The following is a 26658-nucleotide window of genomic DNA, read 5'->3' as shown; positions in this document are numbered from 1 at the left end:
AGAGCACGCCCCTAAAAAACAGAACCGGCCGTCACGCGAAGTGAACGGCCGGCAATCATCATGGCGCGCGACGCAAGTACGTCGGCAAACGACCGAACACCGGCAGAGCGACGTCGTCCCCATGCGCTGCGTCATTGGCCTGCGGCCGCCCGCCCGTGCAATGCACGTGGCGTTCGACCGCCCCCCGTGGCCGGCGCTGCGCTGCGTCCTCTGACCTTTGGTCCTTTTCTATCTATTCGATATGACGTGTTCGTGGCTCTAATGTAGGACGAGACGTGGCCTGAGGACAAAGCGTGTTTACGAGGATAGGGATTGACCGGCGAAGAAGCGCCCGCGCAGCGTGCGCTGCCGAACCGACGCCCCGCGTTCAGCGGACGAGATGGCGGTCTTGCGCTTGCCCGCGGCGATCGGCCACAGGCGCCGCCGCTTGCTCGGCAGCGCCTTGCAGGATGGGCTCGCGCGCAAAGCGCCGAGCGCGCACGATCTCGGCCCATTGCCACGAGCCGAGCGCGATGCAGCCGAAGAGCACTTCGCGCATGCGCTTGACGAGCGCGAGCGAAAATGCAACCTCACGACCCACGCCGAACATCTGCGCGAGCAAGACCACCGTGCCCTCCTGCACGCCGAGGCCCGCGGGCACCATGAACGCCGCGTGCCGCACCGCTTGCGTCAGCGCTTCGATGGCGACTGCGCCGCCCACCGAAACGGGATGTCCGAGCAACGCCAGCGCCCAATAGGTTTCGAATGCGCCGATGAGGTACCCGGCGAACTGCCAAGCGAAAGCGCTCACGAGCAAACCGGTGCGCGTCATCAGCGCGTCGATCTGCGCGTCGAGCCGTGCGCCGTCGATTCCCTGCAAGAAGCGATGCTCGCTGCCGAGCGCGCGCGCCGCGAAGCGTTCGATCGCATGAAACACGCCGCCGCGGCGCAGCAGCAGCGCGGTGATCACGGGCAACGGCAACGACAGCACGAGCGCGAGCGCGATTGTCTTCGCATGTCCCCCGCCTGTAGCGGCAAGAATGAGCACGACGCCGAGCGCCGAAAACGCATACTGCACGGCGATCGTGACGAGCACTTCGACGATCACCGATGCGCTCACGCAGCTTGCATCGCTCACGCGCCACCGCGCGAGCCGGATGCCGACGATTTCGCCGCCCACCGCGAGCACGGGCAACAGCCGGCTCACGGCTTCGCGCACGGTCGCCACCCACCAGAGGAAAGCGAGCGACGCGCGGCCACGCAGCAAGACCCGCCAGCCGTAAGCGTCGAACAACAGCGGCAGCGCATGGAACGGCACGAGCCACAGGAGCGCCCAGCCGGCTGCGCCGATGACGTGAACGACGTCGGCGGCGCCTTCATGCAGCACGAGGGCGATGAAAATACCGATGCCCACGGGCCAACCGGCCCATTTGAGCCACTTCGTCATGACGGCGAGCCTCCTTGCGCAGCGTCGCTACGATGCTGCGCATCGGCCGTGCCGCGCACGTTCGCGCCGCCGCCGAAGATATCGGCAAACCCGCCGCAGGCAAGCCCTGCGCCCGCGATGGCGGCCGCTACGCGCGGGGACAGCAAGGCGTCGAGTTCGTCGACGTGGCGATAGTGCCGCATCGAGGGCGTGATGGCGCCTTCGCCCGCTTCGGCGGGGTGGCAATAGATCTCGCCGACGCCCTCGGCCGGCATTCGCGCGAGCGCATCCAGCAGCGCGGCTTCATCCATGCCGCCCGTATGTTCGATACCGACGACGTAATCGTTATAGGCGATGCCGGCGCGCGTAAGCCTGCGGCGCATCAGCGCGATCCACGGCTTGAGCCACCACGGCGCATTGGCCTCGAACGGCAGCCGCACGGCCCGCAGCCCGAACTCGCGGCCGATCGACAGCACGAGCGAAAGCACGGTGGGGTGCAGATGGAAATGCTTGTGGGCGTTGACGTGATCGAGCGGCAAGCCCGTTTGCGCGAACGCCTCGAATTGAGCGCGGATCTCGCGTGCGAGCGCCTCGCGCACGCCAGGCAGGAAGAAGAAACGAAAGCCGTCGCGCACCATCGCATCGCCGAAACGGCCGTCGGGGCCGACGAGCGCGGAAATCTGCGCGGCCGGCAGCAGCGCCGGCCCGTCCGCCAAGACGAGATGCAGGCCCACGCGCAGGCTGGGCAGGCGGCGCGCACGCGCGACGGCGTCCGCCGCCGCGGGCGCGCCCACCATGAGGCTCGCCGCTTTGAGCACACCGTGCCGGTGCGCCCGCTCGACCGCCGCGTTGACCCGCGGATGCAAGCCGAAATCGTCCGCGGTGATGATGAGGCCGCGGCGGCCCGCGCGCGTCACGTGATCAAGCCTCGTGTGCGCGCAAGAAACGGAAGAACTCGCCGCCTTCGCGCAGGCGGCGCTTCATCATGTCCCAGCTCGTCAACATCTCGCGCACGATTTCCCAGATCTTCGAGGGGCGGAAGTAGAACTGCTTGTAGAACGCCTCGAGGTGATGGTAGATCTCTTCGCGCGACAGATGCGGATAGCCGATCGCGGCGAGTTGCACGCCTTCCTTGCTGACGAGATTGATGGTCTTGTTCTCTTCCATCCATCCGTTTTCGACAGCTTGGTTGTACAGCGTCGTGCCCGGGTAAGGCGCGGCGAGCGAAACCTGAATCGTGTGCGGATTGATTTCCTTCGCGTACTCGATCGTCTTCTTGATGGTGTCCTTCGTCTCGCCGGGCAGGCCAAGGATGAAGGTGCCGTGGATCTTGATGCCGAGCTTCTTGCAGTCCGCGCTGAAGCGGCGCGCGAAGTCGGTGCGCACGCCCTTCTTGATGTTCACGAGAATCTGATCGTCGCCGGATTCGAAGCCCACGAGCAACAACCGCAGTCCGTTCTCCTTCATGACCTTGAGCGTCTTATACGGGACGTTCGCCTTCGCATTGCACGACCAAGTCACACCGAGCTTGCCGAGGCCGACCGCGATCGCTTCGGCGCGCGGCAAGTCGTCGGTGAAGGTATCGTCGTCGAACATGATTTCCTTCACTTCCGGCATGTTGTCGCGAATCCACTTCACCTCCTCGATCACGTTCTCGACCGAGCGCGTGCGATAGCGGTGGCCACTGACCGTCTGCGGCCACAAGCAGAACGTGCAGCGCGACTTGCAGCCGCGCCCGGTGTAGATCGAAACGTACGGATAGTTCAAATAGCCGATGAAGTAGTTTTCGATCTTCAGGTCGCGCTTGTAGATAGGCGCGACGAACGGCAGCGCGTCCATGTTCTCGAGGATCGGACGCGCTTCGTTGTGCTCGATCGAGCCGTCCTTTGCGCGCCAGCTCAAACCCTTGATCTCGGGGAACGGCTTGCCTTCGGCGAGTTCCTTGCAGGTGAAGTCGAATTCCTCGCGGCAGACGAAATCGATCGCTTCGGTCGCCAGCAGCGAGTTGTGCGGATCGACCATCACCTTCGCGCCTACCATGCCGACCACCAGCGACGGCTTGCGCTTTTTCAGGTCTTGAGCGAAGAGCGCATCGGTCGGGAATGACGGCGTGCTCGTATGAATGACGATGAGCTCGTAATCGTCGCAAATCTTCAGCGTTTCTTCGACCGACAAACCATCGGCCGGCGCGTCGATCACGCGGCTGCCGGGAACGAGCGCCGCGGGCTGCGCCAGCCAGGTCGGATACCAGAACGAGCGAATTTCGCGCTTGGCCTGGTAACGCGAACCGGCTCCGCCATCGAAGCCGTCATAAGACGGGGCCTGCAAAAACAGCGTTTTCATGGATGAAGCTCCGGCAACCTGTTGGGTGATGCAAATAACGTGAGAACGGCGGGCCGACTCGTACGGCCGCCCACTAGCGACTTAAAAGACGAATGCGGTTCGCTCAAGGACCATCCGAGCCCTCCGCGATTTGCGCCACGACGGGCATGCGCGCGCCGCGCCAAACCACGTGCGAGCCGAATGCCGCGGCGAACCATTGCGCAGCCAGCAGCGCATCGCGCAGCGGCACGAGCGGCAGATCGCGCCAAAACTGCCTGGGCTCGCGCGCCGCACGGCCGTGCAAGAGGACGCGCGCAGCGATCCCGAGCACCGTCGAGGCGGCCACCATCGCCCCCCCGCCGTGTGCGGCCAAGAGCGCCCCGGCAGCGAGCCAAGGCGACGTGAACGTGATGAACAAGAACGCGAAGCCAAGCGGATTGATCGAGCGGATCGTGCGCAGCCAACGCGTCTCGCGCAGCCATAGCGCGCGGAAGTCGGGCTCGATGACGTCGGTATCGACGACGATTTCCGACAAGACTGTCGTCATGCCCAGCTGGCGCGTATGCTCGGCCAGCCAATAATCGTCGGCCAAGCAATCCTTGAGCGCATCGAAGCCGCCGATATCGGCCAACACCGACGCGCGCAGCGCGAGCGTCGCGCCGAAGCCGAAACTGCGCGAGCCGCCCGCATGGGCGATGCGCACCGACGGCGCGAACCATTCGTTGATGAACTGGGCGCCCACGCGGGTCCAGAACCCGCCGACGCTTTTCGCATGGTAGAGGCACGTGACGATGCCCACCCGCGGGTCGGCCAGCGGCGCCGTGACCGCTTCGAGATAGTCGCGCGCAACGGCGATATCGCTATCGGCCAGCACGATCAGCGGATGCTTCGCGCGCGCCGCCAAATTGATGAGGTTGCTCACCTTCAGGTTGTGCCCGTGCACGCGCGAATCGACGACGAGGACGATGTCGCGCTCGGGGAACGCCGCTTGCAAGCGGCGCACGACGGCAATGGCGGGATCGGCCGCCGAGGACACGCCGAACAGCAGTTGATAGCACGGATGCGATTGCTCGCAAAAGGTCGAAAGGTTTTCGTAAAGCCGCGGCTCGTTGCCGCATAATGGCTTGAGCACGCTCACCGGCTCTGCCGCTCGCCCGGATTCGCCGCCGCGCGAGCGTGCGAGCAGCCCTCGAGCCGAAGGCAGCGCCAGCGCCGCGACGACGGCATACGCCGTGGCCACGCAGCACAGCGCCACGAGCAGCCAGTCCCAAGCCACGATGGGTGCAACCGTCATCGGACGCCACCCCCATGGGCCGCGGCCGTGCGCCCGCGGCGCCCGGTGGACCCGTTGGATGAGACGCTTGCTGACACGTTGGCTACTCCTTCATTTTTTCTGGCGCACCGCGCGAAACCCGTGCGTAGCCCCTGCGCCGCCCGCCTGGGCGCGCTATGGAAACGGGCAATTGTAGCAGTGCATGCGGGAAAACGCTTAAGGCGCGGGCGGCCAAAGGCCGTTTCGTCGGCCGGGAACAACGCCGCGCGCGATACCGTGCATCGACGCGAGAGCGCCTGCAGTCCATGTATCGCCCTTGCGAAGAGCGGCTGAACTCTCGTGTTGGCACGAACGCATGCTCGGCGCGCGTGCACCCGATGACGCGACGCAGCAAGTCCTGTATCTTCTTAATGGTCGGGCCGCTCGCAGGAGCGGCGCACCGGAGCGCCGCGAGGCGCCGGGACCGGCCGCCCGAGCCTCCGGCGAGGCATGGGCTTCACCCGAGCGAAGTCATCATGAAAAACGTCTTGAGCATTCAACCGCACGTCGTGTTCGGTCATGCGGGCAACAGTGCCGCCGTCTTTCCGATGCAGCGGCTGGGCGTGAACGTGTGGCCCCTCGACACGATGCAGTTCTCCAATCACATGCAATACGGTCATTGGGCCGGCAGCGCGATCGATGCGCCGCAGATGACCGAACTCATCGAGGGCATCGGCGCGATCGGCATGCTCAGGCGGTGCGACGCCATCATTTCGGGCTATCTCGGCGATAAGGCCCACGCCCAGGCCGTGATGGACATCGTGCGCACCGTGAAGGCGACGAACCCCGAAGCATGGCACTTTTGGACGCCCGTCATCGGGGCGGGCGCCGGCGCGAGCGTCGACGAATATCTGCTCGAAACGATGCCGGCGCTCGCCGATGCGCTTTCGCCGACCCACGACACCTTGCAAAAGCTCGTAGGCCGCAGCATCGAGACCATCGACGACGCCGTGTCCGCCTGCCGCGAGTTGATCCGCCGCGGCCCGCAGGTCGTGCTCGTCAAGCAATTGATCGACCGCAATAGTCCCGCCAACCGCGTGAACCTGCTGCTCGTCACCGAACGCGAAGCTTGGATGACGCAGCACCCGCGCTACCCGTTCGCCCGTCAACCCGTAGGCGTGGGCGAACTCACGAGCGCGACCTTCGTTGCGCGGCGCTTGAGCGGCGATTCGCTGCTGACCGCGTTCGAGCATGCCGTCTCGGCAGTGCATGCCGTCCTTCGGGCCACTTACGACGCGGGCCGCTACGAACTGGAGCTCGTCGCGACGCAGGACGAGATCGCCAAGCCCCGCGACTGGCTCGGCGCCTGGATGATCGACAAGAAGTTGGATCGGCGTAAGCGCTCGTAGGCGCAGCGCCGGCTCGGCGGCCGCGCTGTCCGGGCCGCCCCCTTTCCTCAATCGAGCTTGAATTGCGCGACGGCCGTCGCGAGATTGACCGCTTGCGTCTGCAGGGCCGAGGCCGCGGCGGCCGATTGCTCGACGAGTGCGGCATTTTGCTGAACCATCTCGTCCAGCTGCGACACCGCGCGATTCACTTCCTGAATGCCGCGCGTCTGCTCGTCGGCCGCGTGAGTGATCTCGGACATGATCGTCGTGACGCTCGATACGTTCGAGACGATCTCGGTCATCGTATCCCCCGCGCGTTTGACTTGGCTCGATCCCGAGGACACGCTGTCGATCGTCGATTCGATCAACGACTTGATCTCCTTGGCCGCCTGCGCGCTGCGCTGCGCCAGGCTGCGCACTTCGCCGGCCACGACGGCGAAGCCGCGGCCCTGCTCGCCCGCGCGCGCCGCTTCGACGGCCGCGTTCAGCGCCAGAATGTTGGTCTGGAACGCGATGCCGTCGATCACGCCGATGATGTCGCCGATTTTGCCCGAGGCCGATTCGATCGTGCCCATCGTCGTCACCACTTCGGAGACGACTTGGCCGCCGCGCGAGGCCACCGTCGAGGCCGACGCGGCCATGTCGTTCGCTTGGCGCGCCGAGCTGGCCGATTGCGTGACGGTCGAAGTGATTTCCTCCATCGAAGCGGCCGTCTGCTGCAGGCTCGCCGCCGCCGATTCCGTGCGGCCGGACAAGTCCAGGTTGCCGGCAGCGATTTCGTCCGCCGCGGTGCGCACCGAGCCGCTCGTGTCGCGAATCTGGCGCATCACGTCGCGCAGCTTATCGACGAACGTATTGAACGAGCGCGCGATCTGCGCCACTTCGTCGCGGCCGTCCGCCGGCAAGCGGCGCGTCAGGTCGCCGCTGCCCGAGCCGATGTCGTCCATCGCGTCGCGCACGAGCGAAAGGCGCTTGAACGCTTTCGACGTCACGGCCGAGACGATCGCGGCCGCGAGCGCGACGATGAGGACGAGCGCGATCGCCGAAGTCGTCAAAAACGAGCGCACGCCGGCCTTCGCTTCGGCCTCGTCGAGCGCCACGACGACGGTCCAATCCGTGCCCGGCACATGAACGCCGCGCAGCAGCACCGACCGCCCGTTGGCAGACGCTTGCACCGGCTTGTCCGCGCCGTCGAGCGCCGCGATCGCGCCCGCGTTCATGCTCGGCATCAACGTCGACACCGGCTTGAGCGTCAACTTCGCATCGGGGTGCGCGACGATGTCGCCCGCACCGTCGACGAGCAAACCGAAGCTAGCGGGCGTCGGGTGAATCGCCTTGACGTTGGCGATCACGCTGTCCATCGCGACGTCGCCCGACACGACCGCTTTGAGCGCGCCGTCGCGCACGATCGGCACGGCAAAGGCCACGACGAGCTTGCCCGATCCGGCGTCGACGTACGGCGGCGTCACGACCGGCTTGCCCGCCGCGGCCGCTTGCTTGTACCAAGGCCGCGCGGTCGGATCGTAGGTGGCCGGGATGCCCGTCGCATCGCCGAATTTCGCGCTCTTGTCGGCATAGCCCGCATACACGTTCGTGAAGCCGCCCGCTGCCATCGCTTGCTTGAATTCGGGAGCGGGGTCGGCCGCGCCGAGCGTGATGTCCTGCAAGGCGCTGATGGCGGCAGTCTTGGACGACACCCATTCGGCGATGCCCGCATCGTGCCCGTTGGCGAGCGCGACGAGGTTGTTGTCGATGGTGTCGTTTTCGTGGGAGTTGACGACGAAGAAGTTCAGGGTCGCATTGACGATCAGCGAACCGACGACGATGGCAAGACAAGCTGCGAGCACCCGGCCGCGAATTGACGCAAACATTAAAACGATTTCCTTCAGACGATTAGGCTGCGAGGACTCGTGATCCTCAAAACAAGTAAACGGCATACCGCGTTGCAAACTTGAAGCAGCGGGTCTAGGGGAATGTGCGGAGTGCTATTCGCATCGAATTGCGCATTGCACCGCAACAATGCGACTAATAGGATGTTTTCCTTGAACCTGCGCGGGCGGATTTATCCCAATTGCTCCGATTTAGCGCGCTGTGCCGAAATGCGCATAGGAAGCGTCGCGAAAGGTCAAGACGCAACCATATTGGCTTTCTATAGTTCTTTCGAGCGAATCGCTGTGGCGCCTCTCAAGCCGAGCGGCTCGATCGATATCACGCCTTGCAGGAGGTAGACCCCACACGCTGGACCATACGAACTAGAGCCGTGCATCGGCCGGCGCCTTGATGGCCCGCCCGCGACAAGGAATGGCGAGAAGCCCGCATGCACGCCACAGCATCGAACTCATGCTTGCCGACAAAGGAAACAACATGCGTTTTGCGAAGACTTTCACCCCCATCGCAGTTGCAGTTGGAGCACTTCTGGCGTTCGCGCCGCTCGCCTCTCACGCAGATACGGTAGTCAAAATCGGTTTTGCCGCACCGCTCACCGGGCCGAATGCGAGCTACGGTAAAGATTTGGAAAACGGCGTGAAGATGGCGCTCGACGACGCCAAGGCGCAGGGCGTCAAGATCAACGGCCAACCCGTGTCGTTCGAGCTCGTCGCCGAAGACGACCAGGCGGACCCGCGCGTCGGAGTACAGGTTGCGCAAAAGCTGGTGGACGAAGGCGTGTCGGTGGTGGTCGGCCACTTCAATTCGGGCACGACGATCCCGGCTTCCGAGCTCTACGAGAAAGCGGGCATCCCCGACATCGATCCGGCTGCCACTAATCCGACGATCAGCGGCCGCGGCTTCAAGAACATCTTCATGGTGATTTCGAGCGACGCGCAAAACGCCGGCACGGCAGGCACGTATGCGGTCAAGACGACGAAGGCCAAGCGCATCGCCGTCATCGACGATCGCACCGCGTTCGGCCAAGGCGAGGCCGATGAATTCGTCAAGGCGGTGAAGGCGGCCGGCGGCGATATCGTCGATCGAGAGTACACGACGAACCAAGCGACCGACTTCAAGACACAACTCACCACCATCAAGGGCAAGAACCCCGACCTCATTTTCGTCGGCGCGCTCAACCCGCAAGCGGCCGGCATCATGAAGCAGATGCGCGCGCTCGGCATCAACGCGCAATATGTCGGCGGCGGCGGCGTGAAGGATATCGACTTCATCAAGCTCGCGGGCGATGTGTCCGAAGGCGCGATGGCTTGGGAGTACGGCCGCCCGCTCGACAGCACGCCGGTCGGCGCGAAGTTCGCCGAGCGCTTCAAGCAAAAGTTCGGCGTAGAAGTGCTCTCGTATGCGCCGTTCGGCTACGACGCCGCATGGACCGCCATCAAGGCGATGCAGGCGGCCAATTCGACCAAGCCCGACGATTATCGTCCGAAGCTGCAAAGCATCAGCTTCGACGGCATCACGGGTCACATCGAGTTCAACGCGAACGGCTCGCTCAAGCACGCCTCCTCGACCGTCTATCAAGTGAAGAACGGTCAGTGGGCCACGGTCAAGACGGTGAGCGGCCTCTGATCTCCGGCAATGGGCCCGCACGCTTTGCGCGGGCCGAAGGCGCGGCGCTATTTGGCGTCGCGCCTTTTGTGCATTTGAGCATTTTTGCTTTCCAGGTAATTGTTTTGGAGTCCTAATGATTTCGAAGATCGTAGTCGTGGGCGGCGGCGTGATCGGCAGCGCCGTGGCGTATTTTCTGCGCAGCATGGATGCGAGCGTCGAGGTGACCGTGCTCGAGCGGGATCCGAGCTATGCGCGCGCCTCGTCGGCGCTGTCGGCGGCGTCCATCCGTCAGCAGTTCTCGACGCCCCTTTCCGTGCAAATGTCGCTCTACGGTATCGAGTTTCTGCGCTCGATAGGAGAGCGGCTGGCCGTTGGCGGCGAGGCGCCGTCGATCGACCTGCACGAAGGCGGCTACCTCTTTCTCGCAACGGCCGCCGGCGAATCGATTCTGCGCGAAAATCACGCGCTGCAAACGTCGCTCGGCGCGCAGATCCGTTACCTGCCGAAGGACGAACTGCAGGCGGCGTTTCCGTGGCTGAACACCGAAGACCTCGTGGCGGGCACTTATGGCGTGTCGGGAGAGGGATGGTTCGACGGCTACGGCCTCGTGCAAGCGCTGCGCAAGAAAGCGCAGTCGCTCGGCGCGCGCTACCTTCCGGTCGACGCCACCGGGCTGCGCCGCGCGGGGCGGCGCGTTACGCACGTGCTGACGTCCGCGGGCGAAGAGCTCGCCTGCGACCTGATGGTCAACGCAGCCGGTCCATGGGCGCGGCGCATTGCGCAGATGCTCGAAGTCGAACTTCCGGTCTATGCGCGCAGGCGCAGCATCTTCAATGTCAGTTCCCCGGCCAAGCTCGAACGTTGCCCGTTGCTGATCGATCCGAGCGGCGTCTACTTTCGGCCCGAGGGCTCGACCTATATCTGCGGCACGTCGCCCAGCGCCGAGCACGATCCCAACGACCTGCCGCTCGATGAGGTCGATCACGCGCTGTTCGACGACGTGATTTGGCCGACGCTCGCCCACCGTGTGCCGCAATTCGAAGCGCTGCGCGTGCAGCACGCCTGGTCCGGCTACTACGAATACAACGTATTCGATCACAACGCGATCATCGGCTACCACCCGGACATCGAGAACTGCGTGTTCGCGAACGGTTTCAGCGGCCACGGGTTGCAGCAAGGCCCAGCCACCGGGCGCGGCGTTGCCGAACTGATCTTGCACGGGCGCTTCGTCTCGCTCGATCTGTCGCCGCTCGGTTTCGCGCGCGTGCTCGAGAATCGCCCTGTGATCGAGCGCAACGTCGTTTAACGCAGATTTTTTCCGCTCGGCCCCGGCCGGGCGGCGAGACGCGTCGCGCGATCGAGCGCCACCCCGGCGCGCCAGCGCGATGCCCTGCCCCGTCGCCGCGGCTTCGAGCAACGCAAGGGCATCGTCGAACACGGGGCCGCCTATCTTCTGAAAGCCACCGACACGCGCACGTCTTGCGTGTGTCACATTCCCTTCCCGCATACGTCATCGTCCGCCGTTATCGTCTCCCTCGCACACGTCTTTTTAGATGCAACGAGGCTTCGAAGGCCCGATCGCCACACCGCTACGCTTCCAGTCCGCGCAATCGGCTTCAAGTCAACGGAGATGCAAATGAAGCGACACGACAATCTCAGAGGTGGTCCCGCAGTACGACGTTCATGCTTGACGCTCGGTGCGCTTTCGCTCGCCGCCGCCGGCGCCCTATTGCCGGCGCTGGCCGCCAGCGAGCCGCAACCTTCCAGCGACCCTTCTATGGCTACCGCAACGCCGATCAAACACGTGATCGTCATCGTCGGCGAGAACCGCACGTTCGACCAAGTCTTCGGCGCCTATCGGCCGCGCGCCGGCCAGCGCATCGCGAACTTGTTGTCCAAGGGCATCATCACCGCGGACGGCCGCCCCGGTCCCAACTTCGCGCTGGCCGCGCAGAACACGGCGCAAGCGGTCGACCCGACGCGCTTCGAAATGAACCCCGGCGGCAAGGCGCCGTACAGCGTCTTGCCCGCGCCCAACACGGGCTCGGCGCCGACCGCGGCAAGCGACACTAACCCGCCGCCGTTCGCGACGCTCGCCGCCGCACAAGCGTTCGAAGGCGCCGTGCTCGAACCGCAAGACCTCGCCCAATTGACGACGGGCGCAACGGGCCTGCCCAAAGGCGTGCCCGACACGCGCTTCGGCGCGAACACCTTCACGCTGCCGAACGGGCCTTTCCAAATTTCGCGCGTGGGGCCGGACTACGATCAGTACATTGCGAGCCCCGTGCATCGCTTCTATCAAGCCTGGCAGCAGGCGGACTGCAGCGTGAAGTCAGCCACGAAGACGAACCCTAGCGGATGCGCGATGGATCTCGTCGCCTGGGTCGAGACGTCGGTCGGCGCGGGCACGAACGGCAAGCCGCAACCGGCCAACTTCAACGATCAAACGACGCGCGAAGGCTCGACGGCGCTTGGTTACTACAACGTGCAATCGGGCGATATGCCCTACTTCAACGAGCTCGCGCGCAAATACACGATCAGCGACAACTATCATCAGCCCGTGATGGGCGGCACGGGCGCCAACAGCGTGATGATCGGCACGGCCGATGCGATCTATTACACCGACGGCCACGGCAACCCGGCAACGCCGCCTTCCAATCAAATCGAAGATCCGCGTCCGCAAGCGGGCACCAACAATTGGTACAAGCAGGACGGGTACTCTGGCGGCTCGTACAGCGACTGCTCCGATACGTCGCAGCCGGGCGTGGGCGCCATTCGCAGCTATCTAGACTCGCTCCCCTACCGTCCGAAAGCCAATTGCGCGCCGGGCGCGTACTACCTGCTAAACAACTACAACCCCGGCTACAACGGCGACGGCACCGTCAATACGAGCAGTTTCACGATCCCGCCCTCGCCGGTGCGCACGATTGCCGATTCGATGCTCGAGCGCGGCGTCTCTTGGAAGTACTACGGCGAAGGCTGGAATGCGTTCGTCGCCAATTCGCCGACGAGCACGTATTGCAACATCTGCAATCCGTTCCTCTATGAGACGGCAATCATGACGAAACCGGCGCTCGTCAAAGCGCACTTGCAGGACACCACCGACCTGTATGCCGACATCTCGCGCGGCTACCTGCCCGCCGTTTCCTTCGTCAAGCCGGGCTGGCTGCTGGACGGCCATCCTGCTTCGTCGAAGTACGGCTTGTTCGAAGCCTTCTCGCGCAAGCTCGTCGACGCGGTCCGCAGCAATCCGAAACTATGGGCCTCGACGGCGATCTTCATCACGAACGACGAAGGCGGCGGCTACTACGATTCGGGGTATATCCAGCCGGTCGATTTCTTCGGCGATGGCTCACGCATTCCGCTCATCATCGTCTCGCCCTACTCGCGCGGCGGCCGTGTCTCGCATCAATACAGCGATCACGTCTCCATCCTGAAGTTCATCGAACGCAACTGGTCGCTCGCGCCGATCACGACGCGCAGCCGTGACAATCTGCCCAACCCGGTGCAGTTGCCCGGCAATCCGTACGTGCCAGTGAACGCACCGGCCATCGGCGATTTGTTCACTGCGTTCCATTTCGACGATCGCGACCATGACGATGGTGGTCGCGATGACGGTCGCCATGGGGGCGAGCATCGCAACGGGCAGGGCGGTGCGGGGTGGTGGCCGTTCTAGCGCTGGCTGGAGAAAGCGGTCCTTGGGTTGGGCCGCTAGCGTGCGCGAACGAGCGCGGCGTGTGCAGGACGATAGCGCGCCGCGTTCCCTCAAGGCGCTCCAAGCGCAGCCCGATCCGGGTGCGCCTTGACGATGATCTGCGCCGAAGCGTCGCGCTCGACCCTGACGAGCGCCGAGCGCATCGCCTCGAATTCACTCGGGCTGCAAACTTGTTTACCGAAGTTTGCCTCCAGCCGGCGCGTCACCTGAACGACACGCGAAGCGGGATCGAACACATAGCGCGATCGATATCGAATCGGGGGCGCCTCGATGGTCAGATCCGATGGCGTATAAACGAGCGTCACGTCGCGCGGCAACGTCGTCGTGCTCTGTTCGACGAACGTGCCGCCGATGCAAACGTACGACTGCGTGCGCACGGGAAGGGTCAGCCAACTTCGAACATGCGAGGCGATGCCGCCCGCGAAGCTCGATAGCGCCGGCATCGCCGTCACGCCGTCGGTCCACAGCACGTGCTCGAGCGTGCCTGTCAGCGCAACCCAAAACGGGCCGCTCGTCGCGCTCGTGTCGCCCGTCTCGATCGAACTCATGCCGCGCAGCCCCGTTTCGCGCAGCCGCTCCTGCGCGATCTGCGCCATCCCGGCGCGGGTGGCCCGCCGAAAAACGTTGCGCTCGAGTTCGGCCGGGAACCCCTCGTCTTCGACCCGATAGCTGTAGCGGGCATCGCCGTCTTCGCCGATCTCGAGCGCGAGGCGGACCTCGCGGGCGCTCGCCTGCGTCGCCGGTGTGCGCGCGAGCATCCCCTCGTCGACCAGTAGCGCCGGCCGGTCCATCACGTTCGGGGGCAAAAAGCCGAACGCGGTGCCGCCGCCTGCCGTGGTATCGGCAAAGCGCCCCAGGCTAGGCAGCCAAACGATCACGTGATTGATCGCGCCTGCGCCGTAGCCGGGGACGGACGGAAGCGCGTACACCGACCCGAGATGGATCAATGCGGGTTCGCTGCGAATGCCGACGGCGGCCAGCAGCGCACCAAAGAGCGCCACGTGGTCTTTGCAGTCGCCATAGCGGTTGCGAAGGATGTCCGCAACGCGATGCGGCTTTGCAGCCGTCTCGCCGAGAAAGAGCGCGACGTAGCGAATGTTCGTCCGCGTCCAGTCGTAAAGCCGCTCCGCTTTCGTCCAATCGTCGGGGGCATCGCGCGTCAGCGAGCGGGCAAGTTCGACCACTGCGGGATCGCCTGCGCTCGGATCGACGGCATCTTCTCGGTAACGCTCGGCGAATGCGGCGAAGCTAGGCACCGTCGTCACCATCAGGCGGTCGCCCTCGTTCTCATAGCCGACCGCACCCTGCTCGATCGGCGCGAAAGGCCCGTGCCGATAGTCGAATTCGTAACGCGTGCGCCCGTTTTGGGTGACAGGCGTGCGTGCAACATATCCACGCGCGTCCGCGTAGAGCGGCAAATCGGCCGGCAAATCGAAGATGAGCCGTTGCTCGAGCACGGGCTCGCGCGCCGGTGTCGCAAAATATTGAAACAAGTCCGGTCGACTCGCTTTGCGCGCCTTGCGAAACGTCAAATGCTCACGCCAGCCCGGTTCGATGCCCGGGAAGATGACCGAACGCAACACGCCGTCCTCGAACGTCGGTGCGCCCGCGGCGCGCGGCTCTTGAACGTCTCTGATCGCCTCCGCCCCGACTCGATGCACACCGCCCTGCGGGTCGATCGACTCGGCCGATAACGCGAGGATCCGCTCGATGTCTTTGTTGAACCATACATAACGTTGCGCAGCGGCATCGACGCCGGCCGCCGTGTCGATGCGCAGCGTCGTGTCGTCGTCCTCGACGAGAGAGCCATCGTGCTCCACCGTGAACAGATGAGTATCGGACTCGATCGTGACGGGGGCGAGGTCGGACGAGAGCGACGCCGATGCATCGGCCCGCGCAACCTCGGCGGAGAAAACCACGGTACTTGCGCCCAGTTCAACGCACAAGCCGAAGCCCAAACCCAAGCAGCAGACCATGCAGATGCTCATGCATGCGCGAACGCAGGTTGTCATGCATCGCTGGCCATGATCGGCGCGTATTTGCATGGTCGATGTAGTTCGTTAGGACTACTCATGAGTGACGCATTGCCAATGCTTGCGGTAGCCTCTCGGCGCCATGCCGAACTCCGCGCGAAACGCGCGATTGAAATTCGACAGATCGGCGAATCCGCAATCGAGCGCGACCTCGACAATCTTGTCGGGTGCATCGGCCAATCGCTGGGCGGCCGCGCGCAGGCGAGCGCGCAACACGTATTGATGGGGGGTCACACCGGTCGCGCGTTCGAAGGTGCGCAGGAAGTGATAGGGGCTCAATCGCGCCTGCTGCGCCAAGCGATCGAGGCCCATTTCGGCCTCGGGCGTCTCGTCGATCCTGCGCAGCGTCTCGACCACGCGCGCGAGCGCGCCCGGCGGCAGCGGCTTGTCGTTGCGCGCGTTCGTGCCATCGACGATCCGCACCACACGTGCGGCCAGCGTCAGCGCCACCTCGTCCCAGGCCATGTTTGCGGCCGCCGTCACGCCGGTGCTCGCAGCCGCCACGTACGGCGCCAATGCTCGCGACGGCTCGATGCGCGCCGCTGAAAACGATGCACGCCGGCGGCGCGCAACGCCTGCATCGGCGAACACGCGCTCGAAGTATTCGGGTTGGTAACGAAACGCAATGCAGCGATCGCCCGCGCGATGCCGGTGCCCGCATTCGAAACATTCGCCCGCATTGCCGAGCATCGCAGCGCCGGGCGTCATGAGCGCCGCCCCAGTCTCCGAGCGATATTCGAACGCGCCCGCCACGACGAGCGCGATACAAAATGCGCGGTGACGTTCTTCGAACGAAGGATCGCCGGGACCGCAGGTGCAAAGCACGTCGGCGACATTCCAGCCCGAGCCTTGCGCGATCGTGCGCGGCTCGGTCCCGCCCTGCGCCGCCTCGCGGGCGCGTCGCGCCAGCGCACGTTCCAGATCGACCGCAATTTTTGCCAAGATTCGCCCCGCTTCAGTGCCTACGATCATGACACGGCGTGCGCCTTCGGTCGTTCGCCGATGCATACGCCATCGCAATCTCACGAGAACGCTAGGACATCACGATGAACGAAACGCACAGCGACATGCCTCGGGCCATTCTTTCCGCTCTTGCCGCGCCCTCGCGCGCGGTCGAGATCGACCAAGCCGACGACGTCTACGGCTGGCTGGTCGGCAGTTGGTCCTTGCAGGTGCTCCACTACCGCGGATTCGACCTGCGCGACGAGCGCTTGAGCGGCGAAGTCCACGCCGGCTGGGCGCTCGAAGGACGCGCGATTCAGGATGTATGGATTATGCCCGCCCGCGAGGACCGGCGCGCGAAGCGAATGGCGCGCGATCCGCAGAACGATATGTACGGCACGACGCTGCGGGCATGGGACCCGGCGCTGCGCGCATGGCGCATCACCTGGAACAATGCGGCGCGCGGTCATCGGGAGACGCAGATCGGCCGGCGCATCGGCGACGAGATCGTTCAGATCGGCTCGCGCCCCGACGGTCAGGCGACCCGCTGGCGCTTCACCGACATGACGCCGAACCGCTTCCATTGGATCGGCGAAGCGCTGGACGTGGACGGCACGACATGGCGGCTCGAGGGCGAATTCCTCGCGACGCGCGCCGGTATGTGAGCAAGATCGCAAGCTCGCAACTGCGGTGACGGCGCAGCCTTTGGGGTCAGGCCGCTTTGCCCCGCGCGCCCTCGCCGAGCGCCCGACGCAACGAGAGCGCGATGGCCTGCCCCGCCCGCTCGATTTCCGCGAGCGACGGGCAACTCGGCGCGATGCGTACGTGCCGGTCACGCGGATCGATGCCATACGGAAACGCCGCCCCCGCGCTCGTGAGCACGACGCCCGCGTGCGCCGCCAGTTCGACGGTCCGCTTCGCGTAGCCGTCGGGGGTGTACAGACTCACGAAATAGCCCCCCTCCGGCTTGGTCCACGAAACGCCGGGCTGGTCGCCGAGCCAGGCGTGCAAGGTCGCGTCGAGCAACTCGAACTTGGGCTGCAAAATCGCGCGATGACGGTCCATTAAGGATTCGAGCGTCGCTCGGTCGCGCAAATAACGTACGTGCCGCAACTGGTTCAGCTTGTCCGGCCCGATGGTTCGCACCGACATATGCCGCCGCCACCAAGCGATGTTCGCGGCGGACGACGCTAGCCACGCCACCCCGCCACCCGCGAACGTCACCTTCGACGTCGACGCGAATACGAAAGCCCGATCGGCATGCCCCGCCTCGGCGCAAGCCGCGAGAATGTCGGGGCTCTCGATGCGTTGATCGGTCAGATGATGAAAGCGATAGGCATCGTCCCAAAGCAAGCGGAAATCGGGCGCTGCCGCCGGCATCCGCGCAAGACGGCGCACCGTCTCGCGCGAGTAGATCACCCCCGTCGGATTGCCGTAGAGCGGCGTGCACCACATCCCCTTGATGGCCGGATCGCTGGCGACCAGCGCCTCGACGCGCGCCATGTCGGGGCCGTCCTCGTTCATCGGCACGGCAATCATCCGAATCCCGAGCGCCTCGCAAATCGCAAAGTGGCGGTCGTAACCGGGCACGGGGCACAGCACCGCCACTTCGTCCGCGCCGCGCCATGGCTCGGCCTGCGGCAGCCCATGCAGCCTCGCAAAGGCCAGTGTGTCATGCATCAGTTCGAGACTCGAATTGCCGCCCGCGACAACCTGCTGCGCTGGTACGCCGAGGCATTGTGCGCCCAGCTCACGCGCCTGCGGCAAACCGAGCACGTGGCCGTAGTTGCGACAGTCGATGCCGTCCCCTGTGAGATAACCCGCTTGCGGCGCATCCTCGATGAGAGACAGCGAAAGATCGAGTTGCTCCGGCGCGGGCTTACCGCGTGTCATGTCGATGGAAAAGCCTAGCGCTTTGAACTCGTCGTAGGTGATCGTCATCGTTGCATTTCCCGAAAGGCGTGGATCGGTCCAATAGAGGCGAGTATGCCGACCGACGCATCTTCAGACAAACGCGTTATATTGATCGCATCCTTCAGTTTTTCTGATACCGGAATATTCGATGAAGACGCTCGACTTGGACGTGCTATCGATGGTCGTTGCCGTCGCCGATGCAGGCAGTTTCGTGCGCGGCTCGGCGCTCGTGCATCGCTCGCAGTCCGCGGTGAGCATGCAAATCAAAGCGCTCGAGCAGGCGCTGGGCAAGCCGGTTTTCGAGCGGCGCACGCGCAGCGTCGTGCCGACGCAGGAAGGCCGCTTACTCGCCGATTACGCCCGGCGCATGCTCGCCCTGCGCGATGAGGCCTGGGCCTCGCTCGTCCACCCGGACGTCAGGGGCCGTGTGGTGATCGGCGTGCCGGACGACTACGCGTCCTCGCTGCTGCCGCCCGTACTGCGCAAGTTCTCGGCAACTTATCCCAAAGTCGAAATGCAGGTGATCGGGCTGCCGAGCCATGCGCTGGCGCCGCTCGTGCGAGAGAACGAACTCGACTTGGCCTGCATGACGCGGGTCAAAGGCGTGCGCGGCGAACGCCTGCGGCTCGAGCCGACCGTTTGGGCCGGCGCGCCACGCGCGCCCGAGCTTTGGCGCGAACGCCCGCTGCCGATCGCGGTGTTCGCGGCAGGCAGCGTGGCCCGAGAGAACGCGATCCGAGCGCTCAAGCGCGCGCGCATCGCCTACAGAACGTCGTACGAGAGTCCGAGCTTGCTTGGGCTGTTGGCCATGGTCGAGGCAGGCCTCGCGGTCGCGCCGATCGCCCGCTGCGCCGTGCCCGAGCGCTTCGTCGAACTCGGCCGCGCGCAAGGGCTTCCCGCGCTGCCGCCACTCGAAATCGTGCTGGCTCGCAGCGCGCGGTCCAATCGGCCCGAATGCGCGTTTCTTGCAGAGCAAATCCTGGCGGAACTGAGGATTCCGGCGGCGTAACCGCCCGTGACATCGCCAGCCGCGACGGGCTTCAGAACAACGAGCGCTGCCGTTGTTGCGCCATCGACACGACGTCGAGTTCGTCCAACCGCTGGCGCGCCTTGGCCAAATCATGCACCAATTGCCTTTGCAGCCAGGTCTCGGCGCCGCCACCGAACGCCTTGTCCAAACGCAGCGCCATTTCGGGCGAGATGCCGGCCTTGCCGCTAAGGAGATTGGTCAGCGCTTGGCGGCTCACGCCCAGCACCGAAGCGCCTTCGGTCACGCTCAAATTGAAGCGCTCGAGGCAGAGCTGGCGCACGATCGCGCCGGGGTGATTGGTATCGGTATCGGCCATGGGGCCACACCATAGCCGGGGAAGCAGCCGGCCGTCAACCGACAAGCGCCGGTTGTCGCCTCAAATTTGCGCAAGTGCAACATCGAGCACCGCGTCGAGCACCGCTTCGACGCGCGTCGCCAGCGCCTCGTCGTAAGCATAAGGCCGCGTTTCTTGCATATAGGTGCGCTGCGACAGTTCGAGTTGCACGGCATGGATGCCCTCGTCGGGGCGCCCGTACTGCCGCGTGATGTACCCGCCCTTGAACCGCCCGTTCGCCACGGCAGTGTAGGCGCCGTCGCGCCCCACGCGCTCGGCCAATGCTTCGGCCATGCCGGCCGCGGCGCTCGCCCCATCGGCCGTGCCGAAATTGAAGTCCGGCAACTGGCCTTCGAAAAACCTCGGCACCTGCGAGCGAATCGAATGCGCCTCCCATAGCAGCACCGCACCGTGTCGCGCTTTGAGCTCGGCGAGCGTGCGCGCGAGCGCGTCGTGATAGGGCCGCCAATACAGCGCAACGCGCCGTGCGACCTCGGCCTCGGTCGGCGCCCCGCCCGGATGGTAGAGCGGCGCTTTGTCGAACGTATCGACGGGCGCCAAGCCCGTCGTGTCTTGCCCCGGATACAAATTGGCGTTGTCGGGCGGACGGTTCAGGTCGATCACATAGCGAGCATGCGACGGCACGAGCAGCGCAGCCCCGCGGCGCGCCGCAAACGCATACAAACGTTCGAGGTGCCAATCGCAATCGTCCACGTGGCGAGCGACCTCGGTCATCGTCGCCAAAATCCCGGCGGGAATATGCGTGCCGACATGCGGCATCGAAATCAGCAGCGGCAATGTGCCGGGCCGCAGGTCGAAAATGGCTGGATCGGTAGAGGCGTTCATGGTCCGTCGATCGAAACTCGAAAGGTCTATCAGATTAGCGCGCTCTGGGCGCGCCGTCATGCGCGCTCGCGCTCGTTGGCAAGCTCGCGATCACGTTGCGAACACACGCATGCCGAGCCCATGCCTTCCCGCGTTCATGCCAGCAACTGCGCGACCGCCGCGCGATACGCCGCGTACGCTCGCGCTTCGTCTTCGTGCCGGCCGTCGCGCACGACGCAGCGCCCGCCCGTGTGGACGTCGACGATAGGCGAAGCGCCGTGCTCGCAGAATACGACGCCCGCAAGCCAGCTTTCCGGGCGGCGCCAATCGAGCGTCGGGTGCGCGGGATCGAGCACGAGCCAGTCGGCGCGACGCCCCGGCTCGAGCGCGCCGACGGCGCGGCCGCTCGCCTGCGCGCCGCCCGCCAGCGCGGCGTCGAAGAGCCGCTGCGCCACTTGCGGGCGCGCCTCGGAAGCGAGCACGTTGCGTTGACGTCTCATCAGGCGCTGCCCGTATTCGAGCAGCCGCAGCTCCGCGCGCCAATCGACGGCGATATGGCTGTCCGATCCCACACCGATGCGCCCGCCCGCCTCCAGGTAAGCCTGCGCGGGAAACACGCCGTCTCCGAGATTCGCCTCCGTGGTGAGGCATAAGCCCGCCACGGCGCCGCTCGCCGCAAGCGCGGCCGTTTCGGCCGGGTCGATATGAGTCGCATGGACGAGGCACCAGCGCGCATCGACATCGAAGCGATCGAGCAGCCATGTCACGGGCCTCGCGCCCGTCGCGGCAATGCATTCGTCGACTTCGCCCATCTGCTCGGCAATGTGAAGATGAATGGGCGCGCCCGGCAAATGCGCGTCGAGCCCAGTCAACAACGTGCGCAACGAAGCTTCGGAGACGGCGCGCAGCGAATGCGGCGCGACGCCGTAAGCAAGCGCGCCATGCTCGGGACGCGCGCGGCGCAGCTCGGCCAAGAACTCGAGCAACGCCTCGGGCGTATTGAGGAAGCGGCGTTGATCGGGCCTCGGCTCGCGCATGGGCAAGCCGCTGTATTGGTAGAGCACGGGCAGCATCGTCATGCCGATGCCCGCCTGCGAGGCGGCGTCGACGGCGCGCTGCGCGAGCTCGGCCCGGTTCTCATAGCTGCCGCCATCGCTCATGTGATGGACGTAATGAAACTCGCAAACCGACGTATAGCCCGCTTTGAGCATTTCGACGTAGACCCAGCGTGCGATGGCTTCGAGTCCCTCGGGCGTGATTCGCGCCGCGAACCGATACATGAGGTCGCGCCAGCTCCAAAAGTTGTCGCTGGCCTGCGCGCGGTACTCGGCGAGCCCCGCCATCGCGCGCTGAAACGCGTGCGAATGCAAGTTCGGCATGCCCGGCAAGACCGGGCCCCGCGCACGGGTTGCGTGCTCGGGGGCCGCAGCTTCGGCAGTCACGGCCGTGAGCGTGCCCGCGTCGTCCCACTCGAGCAGCACATCGCGCCTCCAGCCTTCCGGCAGGTAAGCATGCTCGGCAAACAACGCATGGCGATCGATCGTCACATCAAGCTCCTTCGGGGAAAGCCGCTCGCTCGTCGGTGCGCAGCCACGGCGCCGTGGGGGCGCGATAGATGGTCGCGCCGGCGCGCACCACACGACCAGCGAGCGGCCGACCGATCCAGTAGGCGAGTTCGGCCAAGCTGCCGACCTGCCAAACCACGAAGTCCGCCGGCCGCCCCGGCGCAAGTCGACCATGACGCTCGCTTTGCCCAAGCGCGCGCGCTGCGTGGCACGTGACGCCTTGCAACACTTCGGGCAACGTCAAACGAAACAGCGTGCAGCCCAGATTGAGCATCGCGAGCAACGAGGTGGCCGGCGAGGTGCCCGGGTTGCTGTCGGTCGCGAGCGCGATCGGCACGCCGTGGCGGCGCAGCAAATCGATGGGGGGCAACTGCGTTTCGCGAATGAAGTAGTAGGCGCCCGGTAGCAGCACGGCGACGGTGCCCGCCACTTTCATCGCCTGGACACCCGCTTCGTCGAGAAACTCGAGATGATCGGCCGACAGCGCGCGGTAACGCGCCGCGAGCGCCGCGCCGCCCGCGAGGCTCAATTGCTCGGCATGCATCTTGACCGGCAAGCCGCGGCGCGCCGCCGCCTCGAACACACGCTCGCTCTGGGCCAGCGTGAAACCGATGCGCTCGCAAAAAACGTCGACGGCATCGACGAGTCCCTCGTCGGCCAGCGCAGGCAGCATCCGCTCGCATACTTCGTCGATGTAGGCGTCGGCGCGCCCGGCATATTCCTGCGGCAACGCATGGGCGCCGAGAAACGTCGTGTAGATCGAAACCGGATAACGACGCGCGAGTGCGCGCGCGACGCGCAGCATCTTGCGCTCGGCATTCAGTTCGAGCCCGTAGCCAGACTTGATTTCGATGGCGCCGACGCCTTCCGCCAATAGCGGCTCCAAGCGCGCGGCGGCCGAAGCGAATAGCGCGTCCTCATCGGCCTCGCGCGTAGCGCGCACCGTCGAGAGAATGCCGCCTCCGCGCCGCGCGATCTCTTCGTAGCTCGCACCCGCAAGCCTGAGCGCGAACTCGTCGGCGCGGTTGCCGCCGTATACGAGGTGCGTATGACAATCGACGAGACTCGGCGTGACCCAAGCGCCGCCCAGGGCCTCGCGCGGCCAAGCGGAATATTCGCGCGGCAATTCCCGAGCGGCGCCAAGCCAGGCGATGCGGCCGTCACGCACGGCCAGCGCGGCGTCGACGATCGTGTCGTCCGGATCGCCGCTTGCACACAGATTCAAGTGCTGCCAAACCAGATCGCTCATGACTTTCTCATAGACATCGGCCGAAAACGCCACGCGGTTCAAACATAGCGCACGCACACGACGATCGCGACGCCGCCGCCCTTCACCTCGCACGCAACGCCGTGCGCCGCATCCAGCACGATCGTATCCATCGGCGATAGTTCGAACTGCGATCGAGACGCCGAGAGTGCACCGGGCTCAGTAGCAGGCGCGCCCCGTTCGAGCCGAACGTCGAGCGCGCCGCTTGCGCAAAACACGAGCGCCGCATCCGCATCGAGCACGCGTCGGTTCGCACGCGCGCCTTCCCAAAGCTCGAGCGAAGCATGCGCGCGGTCGCGCCGAACCATCAAGTTGAAATCGCGCGTCGCGCCATCGACGAGTTGCGCATCGAGCGCCGCCGCACCATCGAAGCGCGCGAGCGCCAGCGGCTGAGTAAGCCCGAGCGTCGCGCCGTGCGCTTGGCTAAGATGCATCCCCGCGCCCGCAAGCAAAACGAGGGTCCGGTCGACGCCCGGAAACTGCGAGAACGGACCGGAGCGCTCGACCTCGGCGACGCTGACTCGCCAAACGAACGTGTCGAGGCTCGCCCCGACCGGATAAGCGGCGATTTCGCGCGTGAGGCCGCCGCCATTCTTCCAAGGCGCAGCCGTCAACGACGTGCCGCGCACGACGCGCGGCCACGCGCGCGCCGCCGCACCGCAGGCCGCATGCCCCGCCGGATGAACATGGGCCGGCATGGGTATCAACGCCCGAGCATGGGCAGCTTCAGCCCGACCTCGCGCGCAGTCGCGCACGCCAGATCGTAGCCGGCGTCGGCATGCCGCATGATGCCGGTGGCGGGATCGTTGAAGAGCACGCGCTCGATACGCCGCGCGGCCGCATCGGTGCCGTCGCAGACGATGACCACCCCCGCATGCTGACTGAAACCCATCCCCACGCCGCCGCCGTGATGGATCGACACCCAGGTCGCGCCACCGGCCGTGTTGAGCAGCGCATTGAGCAGCGGCCAATCGCTCACCGCATCCGAGCCGTCCTTCATCGCTTCCGTTTCACGGTTCGGGCTCGCAACGGAACCCGTATCGAGGTGATCGCGGCCGATCACGATCGGCGCCTTCAATTCGCCGCGCTTGACCATTTCGTTGAAAGCGAGCCCCAAGCGATAACGATCCTTGACGCCCACCCAGCAAATGCGCGCGGGCAATCCTTGGAACGCGATGCGCTCGCGCGCCATGTCGAGCCAGTTGTGCAGATGAGGGTCGTCGGGAATCAACTCCTTGACCTTCGCGTCGGTCTTGTAGATATCCTGCGGATCGCCCGAGAGCGCCACCCAGCGAAACGGCCCCTTGCCTTCGCAAAAGAGCGGCCGGATATAGGCCGGCACGAAGCCCGGGAAATCGAAGGCGTTGGCCACGCCCATGTCCTGCGCCATCTGCCGAATGTTGTTGCCGTAGTCGAGCGTCGCGGCCCCGCGCTCCTGAAGCGTCAGCATCGCGCGCACTTGTCTTGCCATCGATTGCTTCGCCGGCGCGACGATGCTCTGCGGATCGGTCTTTTGCCGTTCGCGCCATTGCTCGATGCTCCATCCCTGCGGCAGATAGCCGTTGATGGGATCGTGCGCGCTCGTCTGATCGGTCACGCAATCGGGCGTGACGCCGCGCGTCACGCAGGCTTCGAACACATCGACCGCATTGCCGACGAGACCGACGGAGACCGGCTTGCCGCTCGCCTTGGCCGCGTCGATCATCGCGAGCGCCTCGTCGAGCGTCTTGGCCTTCTTGTCGACATAGCGCGTCTTCAAGCGAAAATCGATCCGCGTTTCATCGCACTCGACGGCGATCATCGAAAAGCCCGCCATCGTCGCCGCGAGCGGCTGTGCGCCGCCCATGCCGCCGAGGCCTCCGGTCAGGATCCAGCGCCCCGACGGGTCGCCGTTGAAATGCTGGTTGGCGACGGCGTAGAACGTCTCGTACGTGCCTTGCACGATCCCTTGGCTGCCGATGTAGATCCAGCTGCCCGCCGTCATCTGGCCGTACATCATGAGACCTTTGCGATCGAGCTCGTGAAAATGCTCCCAGGTCGCCCAATGGGGAACGAGGTTCGAATTGGCGAGCAGGACGCGGGGCGCGTCCGGGTGCGTGCGGAAGACGCCGACGGGCTTGCCCGATTGGATCAACAGCGTTTCGTCGTCTTCGAGATCCTTCAGCGCGGCGAGGATGCGATCGAAGCAATCCCAGTTGCGCGCGGCCCGGCCGATACCGCCGTAGACGACGAGCGCATGCGGATGCTCGGCCACCTCGGCATCGAGGTTGTTTTGGATCATTCGGTAGGCGGCTTCGGTCAGCCAGCTTTTGCACGTCTTCTCGGCTCCGCGCGGCGCGCGGATCGTGCGCGTCGGGTCGAGGCGCGGGTCGAAGGGTTTCGGATCGTTCATGAATGTCCTCTCGTTCTGCATGTGTTGGGTCCAGGTACGGCGGTGCGCAAGCGGATGACCGACGGCTTGCGCTCAGAAATGGCCCGTGAAGCGATAACGGCTGCCGGGGTGCCACAGGTCCGCGACCGAGGCGACTTGCTCGCGCGACCACGTGCGCCGATGCAGCACCAAGCACGGCTCGCCCTCGTCCATCGTCAATTGGCGCGTCGTGAAGGCGTCCGGAAGCGCGGCCTCGATGCGGTACTCGACGCGCTGCAGCGGTGCAACGCGCATCAAGTATTGGTTCGGCGTAATGCGTGAAAAATCCTGCAGCGCATATTCGGGCGCGACGGCCGGATTGACCCAGCGCGCCTCGAGTTGCACGGGCTCGTCGTTCTCGAAATGCAGCACGCGCGAATGAAACGCGGGGCTGCCGGGTTTGATCTGCATTTCGTCGGCAAGCGCCTCGCTGGCCACCGTCGCGCCCAATTCGAGCACCTGCGCGCGATACCGATGGCCGCGCGCGGCAATCTCGTCGGAAATACTGCGAATGGCCACCAACGTCGATTCGTACTTGGGCCGCGCGACGAAGGTCCCCGCGCCTTGCACGCGCGTGAGCACCTGCTCCGCCGTCAACTCGCGTAGCGCGCGATTGACCGTCATGCGCGCCACTTTGAACTCGCGCGCGAGCTCGTTCTCGGAGGGCACCAGATCGCCCTCGGCCCACTCGCCCGAGTGAATCCGCTCGAGGATGAAATCTTTGATGCCCTGGTAGGCAGGCGCGTTCGCGTTCATCGGTT

Annotated in this window: 21 protein-coding genes; 6 read left to right on the top strand and 15 right to left on the bottom strand. The window is 65.3% G+C overall.

Features of this window, described 5'->3' with window-relative positions; all coding sequences use genetic code 11:
- Nucleotides 1-367: 367 nt before the first annotated feature.
- The 4 genes from MMB74_RS00200 to hpnI form a co-directional block, all read right to left on the bottom strand.
- A complete protein-coding gene (locus MMB74_RS00200; RefSeq protein WP_277426584.1) occupies nucleotides 368-1426 on the bottom strand; it encodes a lysylphosphatidylglycerol synthase domain-containing protein in 1059 nt (352 codons plus the stop codon).
- Nucleotides 1423-2322, bottom strand: a complete 900-nt coding sequence (gene hpnK / locus MMB74_RS00195; RefSeq protein ID WP_277426583.1) for a hopanoid biosynthesis-associated protein HpnK — start codon at nucleotides 2320-2322, stop codon at nucleotides 1423-1425. Before hpnK ends, MMB74_RS00200 begins: the two co-directional genes overlap by 4 nt.
- A gap of 4 nt (nucleotides 2323-2326) precedes the next feature.
- On the bottom strand, nucleotides 2327-3748 hold the full coding sequence (gene hpnJ, locus MMB74_RS00190; RefSeq protein ID WP_277426582.1) for a hopanoid biosynthesis associated radical SAM protein HpnJ: 1422 nt from the start codon (nucleotides 3746-3748) through the stop codon (nucleotides 2327-2329).
- Nucleotides 3749-3851: 103 nt separating this feature from the next.
- Nucleotides 3852-5021 (bottom strand): bacteriohopanetetrol glucosamine biosynthesis glycosyltransferase HpnI, encoded by a 1170-nt coding sequence (gene hpnI, locus MMB74_RS00185; RefSeq protein WP_277426581.1) that lies wholly within the window; start codon nucleotides 5019-5021, stop codon nucleotides 3852-3854.
- Between the two features lie 494 nt (nucleotides 5022-5515).
- On the opposite strand from hpnI, the gene pdxY reads away from it, so the two are divergent.
- Nucleotides 5516-6388, top strand: coding sequence for a pyridoxal kinase PdxY (pdxY, locus tag MMB74_RS00180; RefSeq protein WP_277426580.1), 873 nt, complete (start codon nucleotides 5516-5518; stop codon nucleotides 6386-6388).
- A 47-nt stretch (nucleotides 6389-6435) separates the two neighbouring features.
- Here the strand turns inward: pdxY and MMB74_RS00175 are convergent, their stop codons facing one another.
- Nucleotides 6436-8238, bottom strand: coding sequence for a methyl-accepting chemotaxis protein (locus MMB74_RS00175; RefSeq protein WP_277426579.1), 1803 nt, complete (start codon nucleotides 8236-8238; stop codon nucleotides 6436-6438).
- A 493-nt stretch (nucleotides 8239-8731) separates the two neighbouring features.
- Between MMB74_RS00175 and MMB74_RS00170 the strand changes: the two genes are divergently transcribed.
- The 3 genes from MMB74_RS00170 (at nucleotide 8732) to MMB74_RS00160 (ending at nucleotide 13538) form a co-directional block, all read left to right on the top strand.
- Nucleotides 8732-9880 carry a branched-chain amino acid ABC transporter substrate-binding protein gene (locus MMB74_RS00170; protein WP_277426578.1) on the top strand — a complete coding sequence of 383 codons (1149 nt, stop codon included), beginning with the start codon at nucleotides 8732-8734 and terminating at the stop codon, nucleotides 9878-9880.
- Between the two features lie 115 nt (nucleotides 9881-9995).
- Nucleotides 9996-11168: an FAD-binding oxidoreductase gene (locus MMB74_RS00165; protein ID WP_277426577.1), complete on the top strand. Its 1173-nt coding sequence runs from the start codon at nucleotides 9996-9998 to the stop codon at nucleotides 11166-11168.
- A gap of 471 nt (nucleotides 11169-11639) precedes the next feature.
- Complete coding sequence (locus MMB74_RS00160) at nucleotides 11640-13538, top strand: alkaline phosphatase family protein (RefSeq protein WP_277426576.1); 1899 nt, start codon at nucleotides 11640-11642, stop codon at nucleotides 13536-13538.
- Nucleotides 13539-13627: 89 nt separating this feature from the next.
- Here MMB74_RS00160 and MMB74_RS00155 read toward each other — a convergent pair whose 3' ends face one another.
- Together MMB74_RS00155 and MMB74_RS00150 are read right to left on the bottom strand one after the other, a co-directional pair.
- Nucleotides 13628-15565, bottom strand: a complete 1938-nt coding sequence (locus tag MMB74_RS00155; protein ID WP_277426575.1) for a DUF3857 and transglutaminase domain-containing protein — start codon at nucleotides 15563-15565, stop codon at nucleotides 13628-13630.
- Between the two features lie 78 nt (nucleotides 15566-15643).
- Complete coding sequence (locus MMB74_RS00150; protein WP_277426574.1) at nucleotides 15644-16582, bottom strand: AraC family transcriptional regulator; 939 nt, start codon at nucleotides 16580-16582, stop codon at nucleotides 15644-15646.
- 74 nt (nucleotides 16583-16656) lie between these two features.
- On the opposite strand from MMB74_RS00150, the gene MMB74_RS00145 reads away from it, so the two are divergent.
- A complete protein-coding gene (locus MMB74_RS00145; RefSeq protein ID WP_277426573.1) occupies nucleotides 16657-17217 on the top strand; it encodes a hypothetical protein in 561 nt (186 codons plus the stop codon).
- Between the two features lie 46 nt (nucleotides 17218-17263).
- On the opposite strand, the gene MMB74_RS00140 is transcribed toward MMB74_RS00145, so the two are convergent.
- Nucleotides 17264-18493 carry an aminotransferase class I/II-fold pyridoxal phosphate-dependent enzyme gene (locus tag MMB74_RS00140; RefSeq protein WP_277426572.1) on the bottom strand — a complete coding sequence of 410 codons (1230 nt, stop codon included), beginning with the start codon at nucleotides 18491-18493 and terminating at the stop codon, nucleotides 17264-17266.
- A gap of 121 nt (nucleotides 18494-18614) precedes the next feature.
- Between MMB74_RS00140 and MMB74_RS00135 the strand changes: the two genes are divergently transcribed.
- Nucleotides 18615-19475 (top strand): LysR substrate-binding domain-containing protein, encoded by an 861-nt coding sequence (locus tag MMB74_RS00135; RefSeq protein WP_277426571.1) that lies wholly within the window; start codon nucleotides 18615-18617, stop codon nucleotides 19473-19475.
- Nucleotides 19476-19506: 31 nt separating this feature from the next.
- Here the strand turns inward: MMB74_RS00135 and MMB74_RS00130 are convergent, their stop codons facing one another.
- From MMB74_RS00130 to hutC, 7 genes are all read right to left on the bottom strand, one after another.
- Nucleotides 19507-19812 (bottom strand): HigA family addiction module antitoxin, encoded by a 306-nt coding sequence (locus MMB74_RS00130; RefSeq protein WP_277426570.1) that lies wholly within the window; start codon nucleotides 19810-19812, stop codon nucleotides 19507-19509.
- 60 nt (nucleotides 19813-19872) lie between these two features.
- The gene (hutG, locus tag MMB74_RS00125) at nucleotides 19873-20676 is read right to left on the bottom strand and encodes an N-formylglutamate deformylase (RefSeq protein ID WP_277426569.1); all 804 of its coding nucleotides are present in this window, start codon (nucleotides 20674-20676) and stop codon (nucleotides 19873-19875) included.
- A 134-nt stretch (nucleotides 20677-20810) separates the two neighbouring features.
- A complete protein-coding gene (locus MMB74_RS00120; RefSeq protein ID WP_277426568.1) occupies nucleotides 20811-22202 on the bottom strand; it encodes a formimidoylglutamate deiminase in 1392 nt (463 codons plus the stop codon).
- Nucleotide 22203: 1 nt separating this feature from the next.
- A complete protein-coding gene (gene hutI / locus MMB74_RS00115; RefSeq protein WP_277426567.1) occupies nucleotides 22204-23469 on the bottom strand; it encodes an imidazolonepropionase in 1266 nt (421 codons plus the stop codon).
- Between the two features lie 38 nt (nucleotides 23470-23507).
- On the bottom strand, nucleotides 23508-24185 hold the full coding sequence (locus tag MMB74_RS00110) for a HutD family protein (protein WP_277426566.1): 678 nt from the start codon (nucleotides 24183-24185) through the stop codon (nucleotides 23508-23510).
- A gap of 5 nt (nucleotides 24186-24190) precedes the next feature.
- A complete protein-coding gene (gene hutU / locus MMB74_RS00105; RefSeq protein ID WP_277426565.1) occupies nucleotides 24191-25879 on the bottom strand; it encodes a urocanate hydratase in 1689 nt (562 codons plus the stop codon).
- Nucleotides 25880-25951: 72 nt separating this feature from the next.
- Nucleotides 25952-26653, bottom strand: coding sequence for a histidine utilization repressor (hutC, locus tag MMB74_RS00100; protein ID WP_277427099.1), 702 nt, complete (start codon nucleotides 26651-26653; stop codon nucleotides 25952-25954).
- Between the last annotated feature and the right edge of the window lie 5 nt (nucleotides 26654-26658).

This window comes from Trinickia sp. Y13 (assembly GCF_029522115.1).
Classification (GTDB): Bacteria; Pseudomonadota; Gammaproteobacteria; order Burkholderiales; family Burkholderiaceae; genus Trinickia.
The sequence above is the reverse complement of the archived record's forward strand: the minus strand, read 5'-3'. Positions and strand labels throughout refer to the sequence as shown.

Coding starts and splice junctions, on each gene's coding strand:
- MMB74_RS00200 (WP_277426584.1), bottom strand. CDS start 1,426: ATGACGAAGTGGCTCAAATGGGCCGGTTGGCCCGTGGGCATCGGTATT.
- hpnJ (WP_277426582.1), bottom strand. CDS start 3,748: ATGAAAACGCTGTTTTTGCAGGCCCCGTCTTATGACGGCTTCGATGGC.
- hpnI (WP_277426581.1), bottom strand. CDS start 5,021: ATGACGGTTGCACCCATCGTGGCTTGGGACTGGCTGCTCGTGGCGCTG.
- pdxY (WP_277426580.1), top strand. CDS start 5,516: ATGAAAAACGTCTTGAGCATTCAACCGCACGTCGTGTTCGGTCATGCG.
- MMB74_RS00175 (WP_277426579.1), bottom strand. CDS start 8,238: ATGTTTGCGTCAATTCGCGGCCGGGTGCTCGCAGCTTGTCTTGCCATC.
- MMB74_RS00170 (WP_277426578.1), top strand. CDS start 8,732: ATGCGTTTTGCGAAGACTTTCACCCCCATCGCAGTTGCAGTTGGAGCA.
- MMB74_RS00165 (WP_277426577.1), top strand. CDS start 9,996: ATGATTTCGAAGATCGTAGTCGTGGGCGGCGGCGTGATCGGCAGCGCC.
- MMB74_RS00160 (WP_277426576.1), top strand. CDS start 11,640: ATGGCTACCGCAACGCCGATCAAACACGTGATCGTCATCGTCGGCGAG.
- MMB74_RS00155 (WP_277426575.1), bottom strand. CDS start 15,565: ATGAGCATCTGCATGGTCTGCTGCTTGGGTTTGGGCTTCGGCTTGTGC.
- MMB74_RS00150 (WP_277426574.1), bottom strand. CDS start 16,582: ATGATCGTAGGCACTGAAGCGGGGCGAATCTTGGCAAAAATTGCGGTC.
- MMB74_RS00145 (WP_277426573.1), top strand. CDS start 16,657: ATGAACGAAACGCACAGCGACATGCCTCGGGCCATTCTTTCCGCTCTT.
- MMB74_RS00140 (WP_277426572.1), bottom strand. CDS start 18,493: ATGACGATCACCTACGACGAGTTCAAAGCGCTAGGCTTTTCCATCGAC.
- MMB74_RS00135 (WP_277426571.1), top strand. CDS start 18,615: ATGAAGACGCTCGACTTGGACGTGCTATCGATGGTCGTTGCCGTCGCC.
- MMB74_RS00130 (WP_277426570.1), bottom strand. CDS start 19,812: ATGGCCGATACCGATACCAATCACCCCGGCGCGATCGTGCGCCAGCTC.
- hutG (WP_277426569.1), bottom strand. CDS start 20,676: ATGAACGCCTCTACCGATCCAGCCATTTTCGACCTGCGGCCCGGCACA.
- hutI (WP_277426567.1), bottom strand. CDS start 23,469: ATGAGCGATCTGGTTTGGCAGCACTTGAATCTGTGTGCAAGCGGCGAT.
- MMB74_RS00110 (WP_277426566.1), bottom strand. CDS start 24,185: ATGCCGGCCCATGTTCATCCGGCGGGGCATGCGGCCTGCGGTGCGGCG.
- hutU (WP_277426565.1), bottom strand. CDS start 25,879: ATGAACGATCCGAAACCCTTCGACCCGCGCCTCGACCCGACGCGCACG.
- hutC (WP_277427099.1), bottom strand. CDS start 26,653: ATGAACGCGAACGCGCCTGCCTACCAGGGCATCAAAGATTTCATCCTC.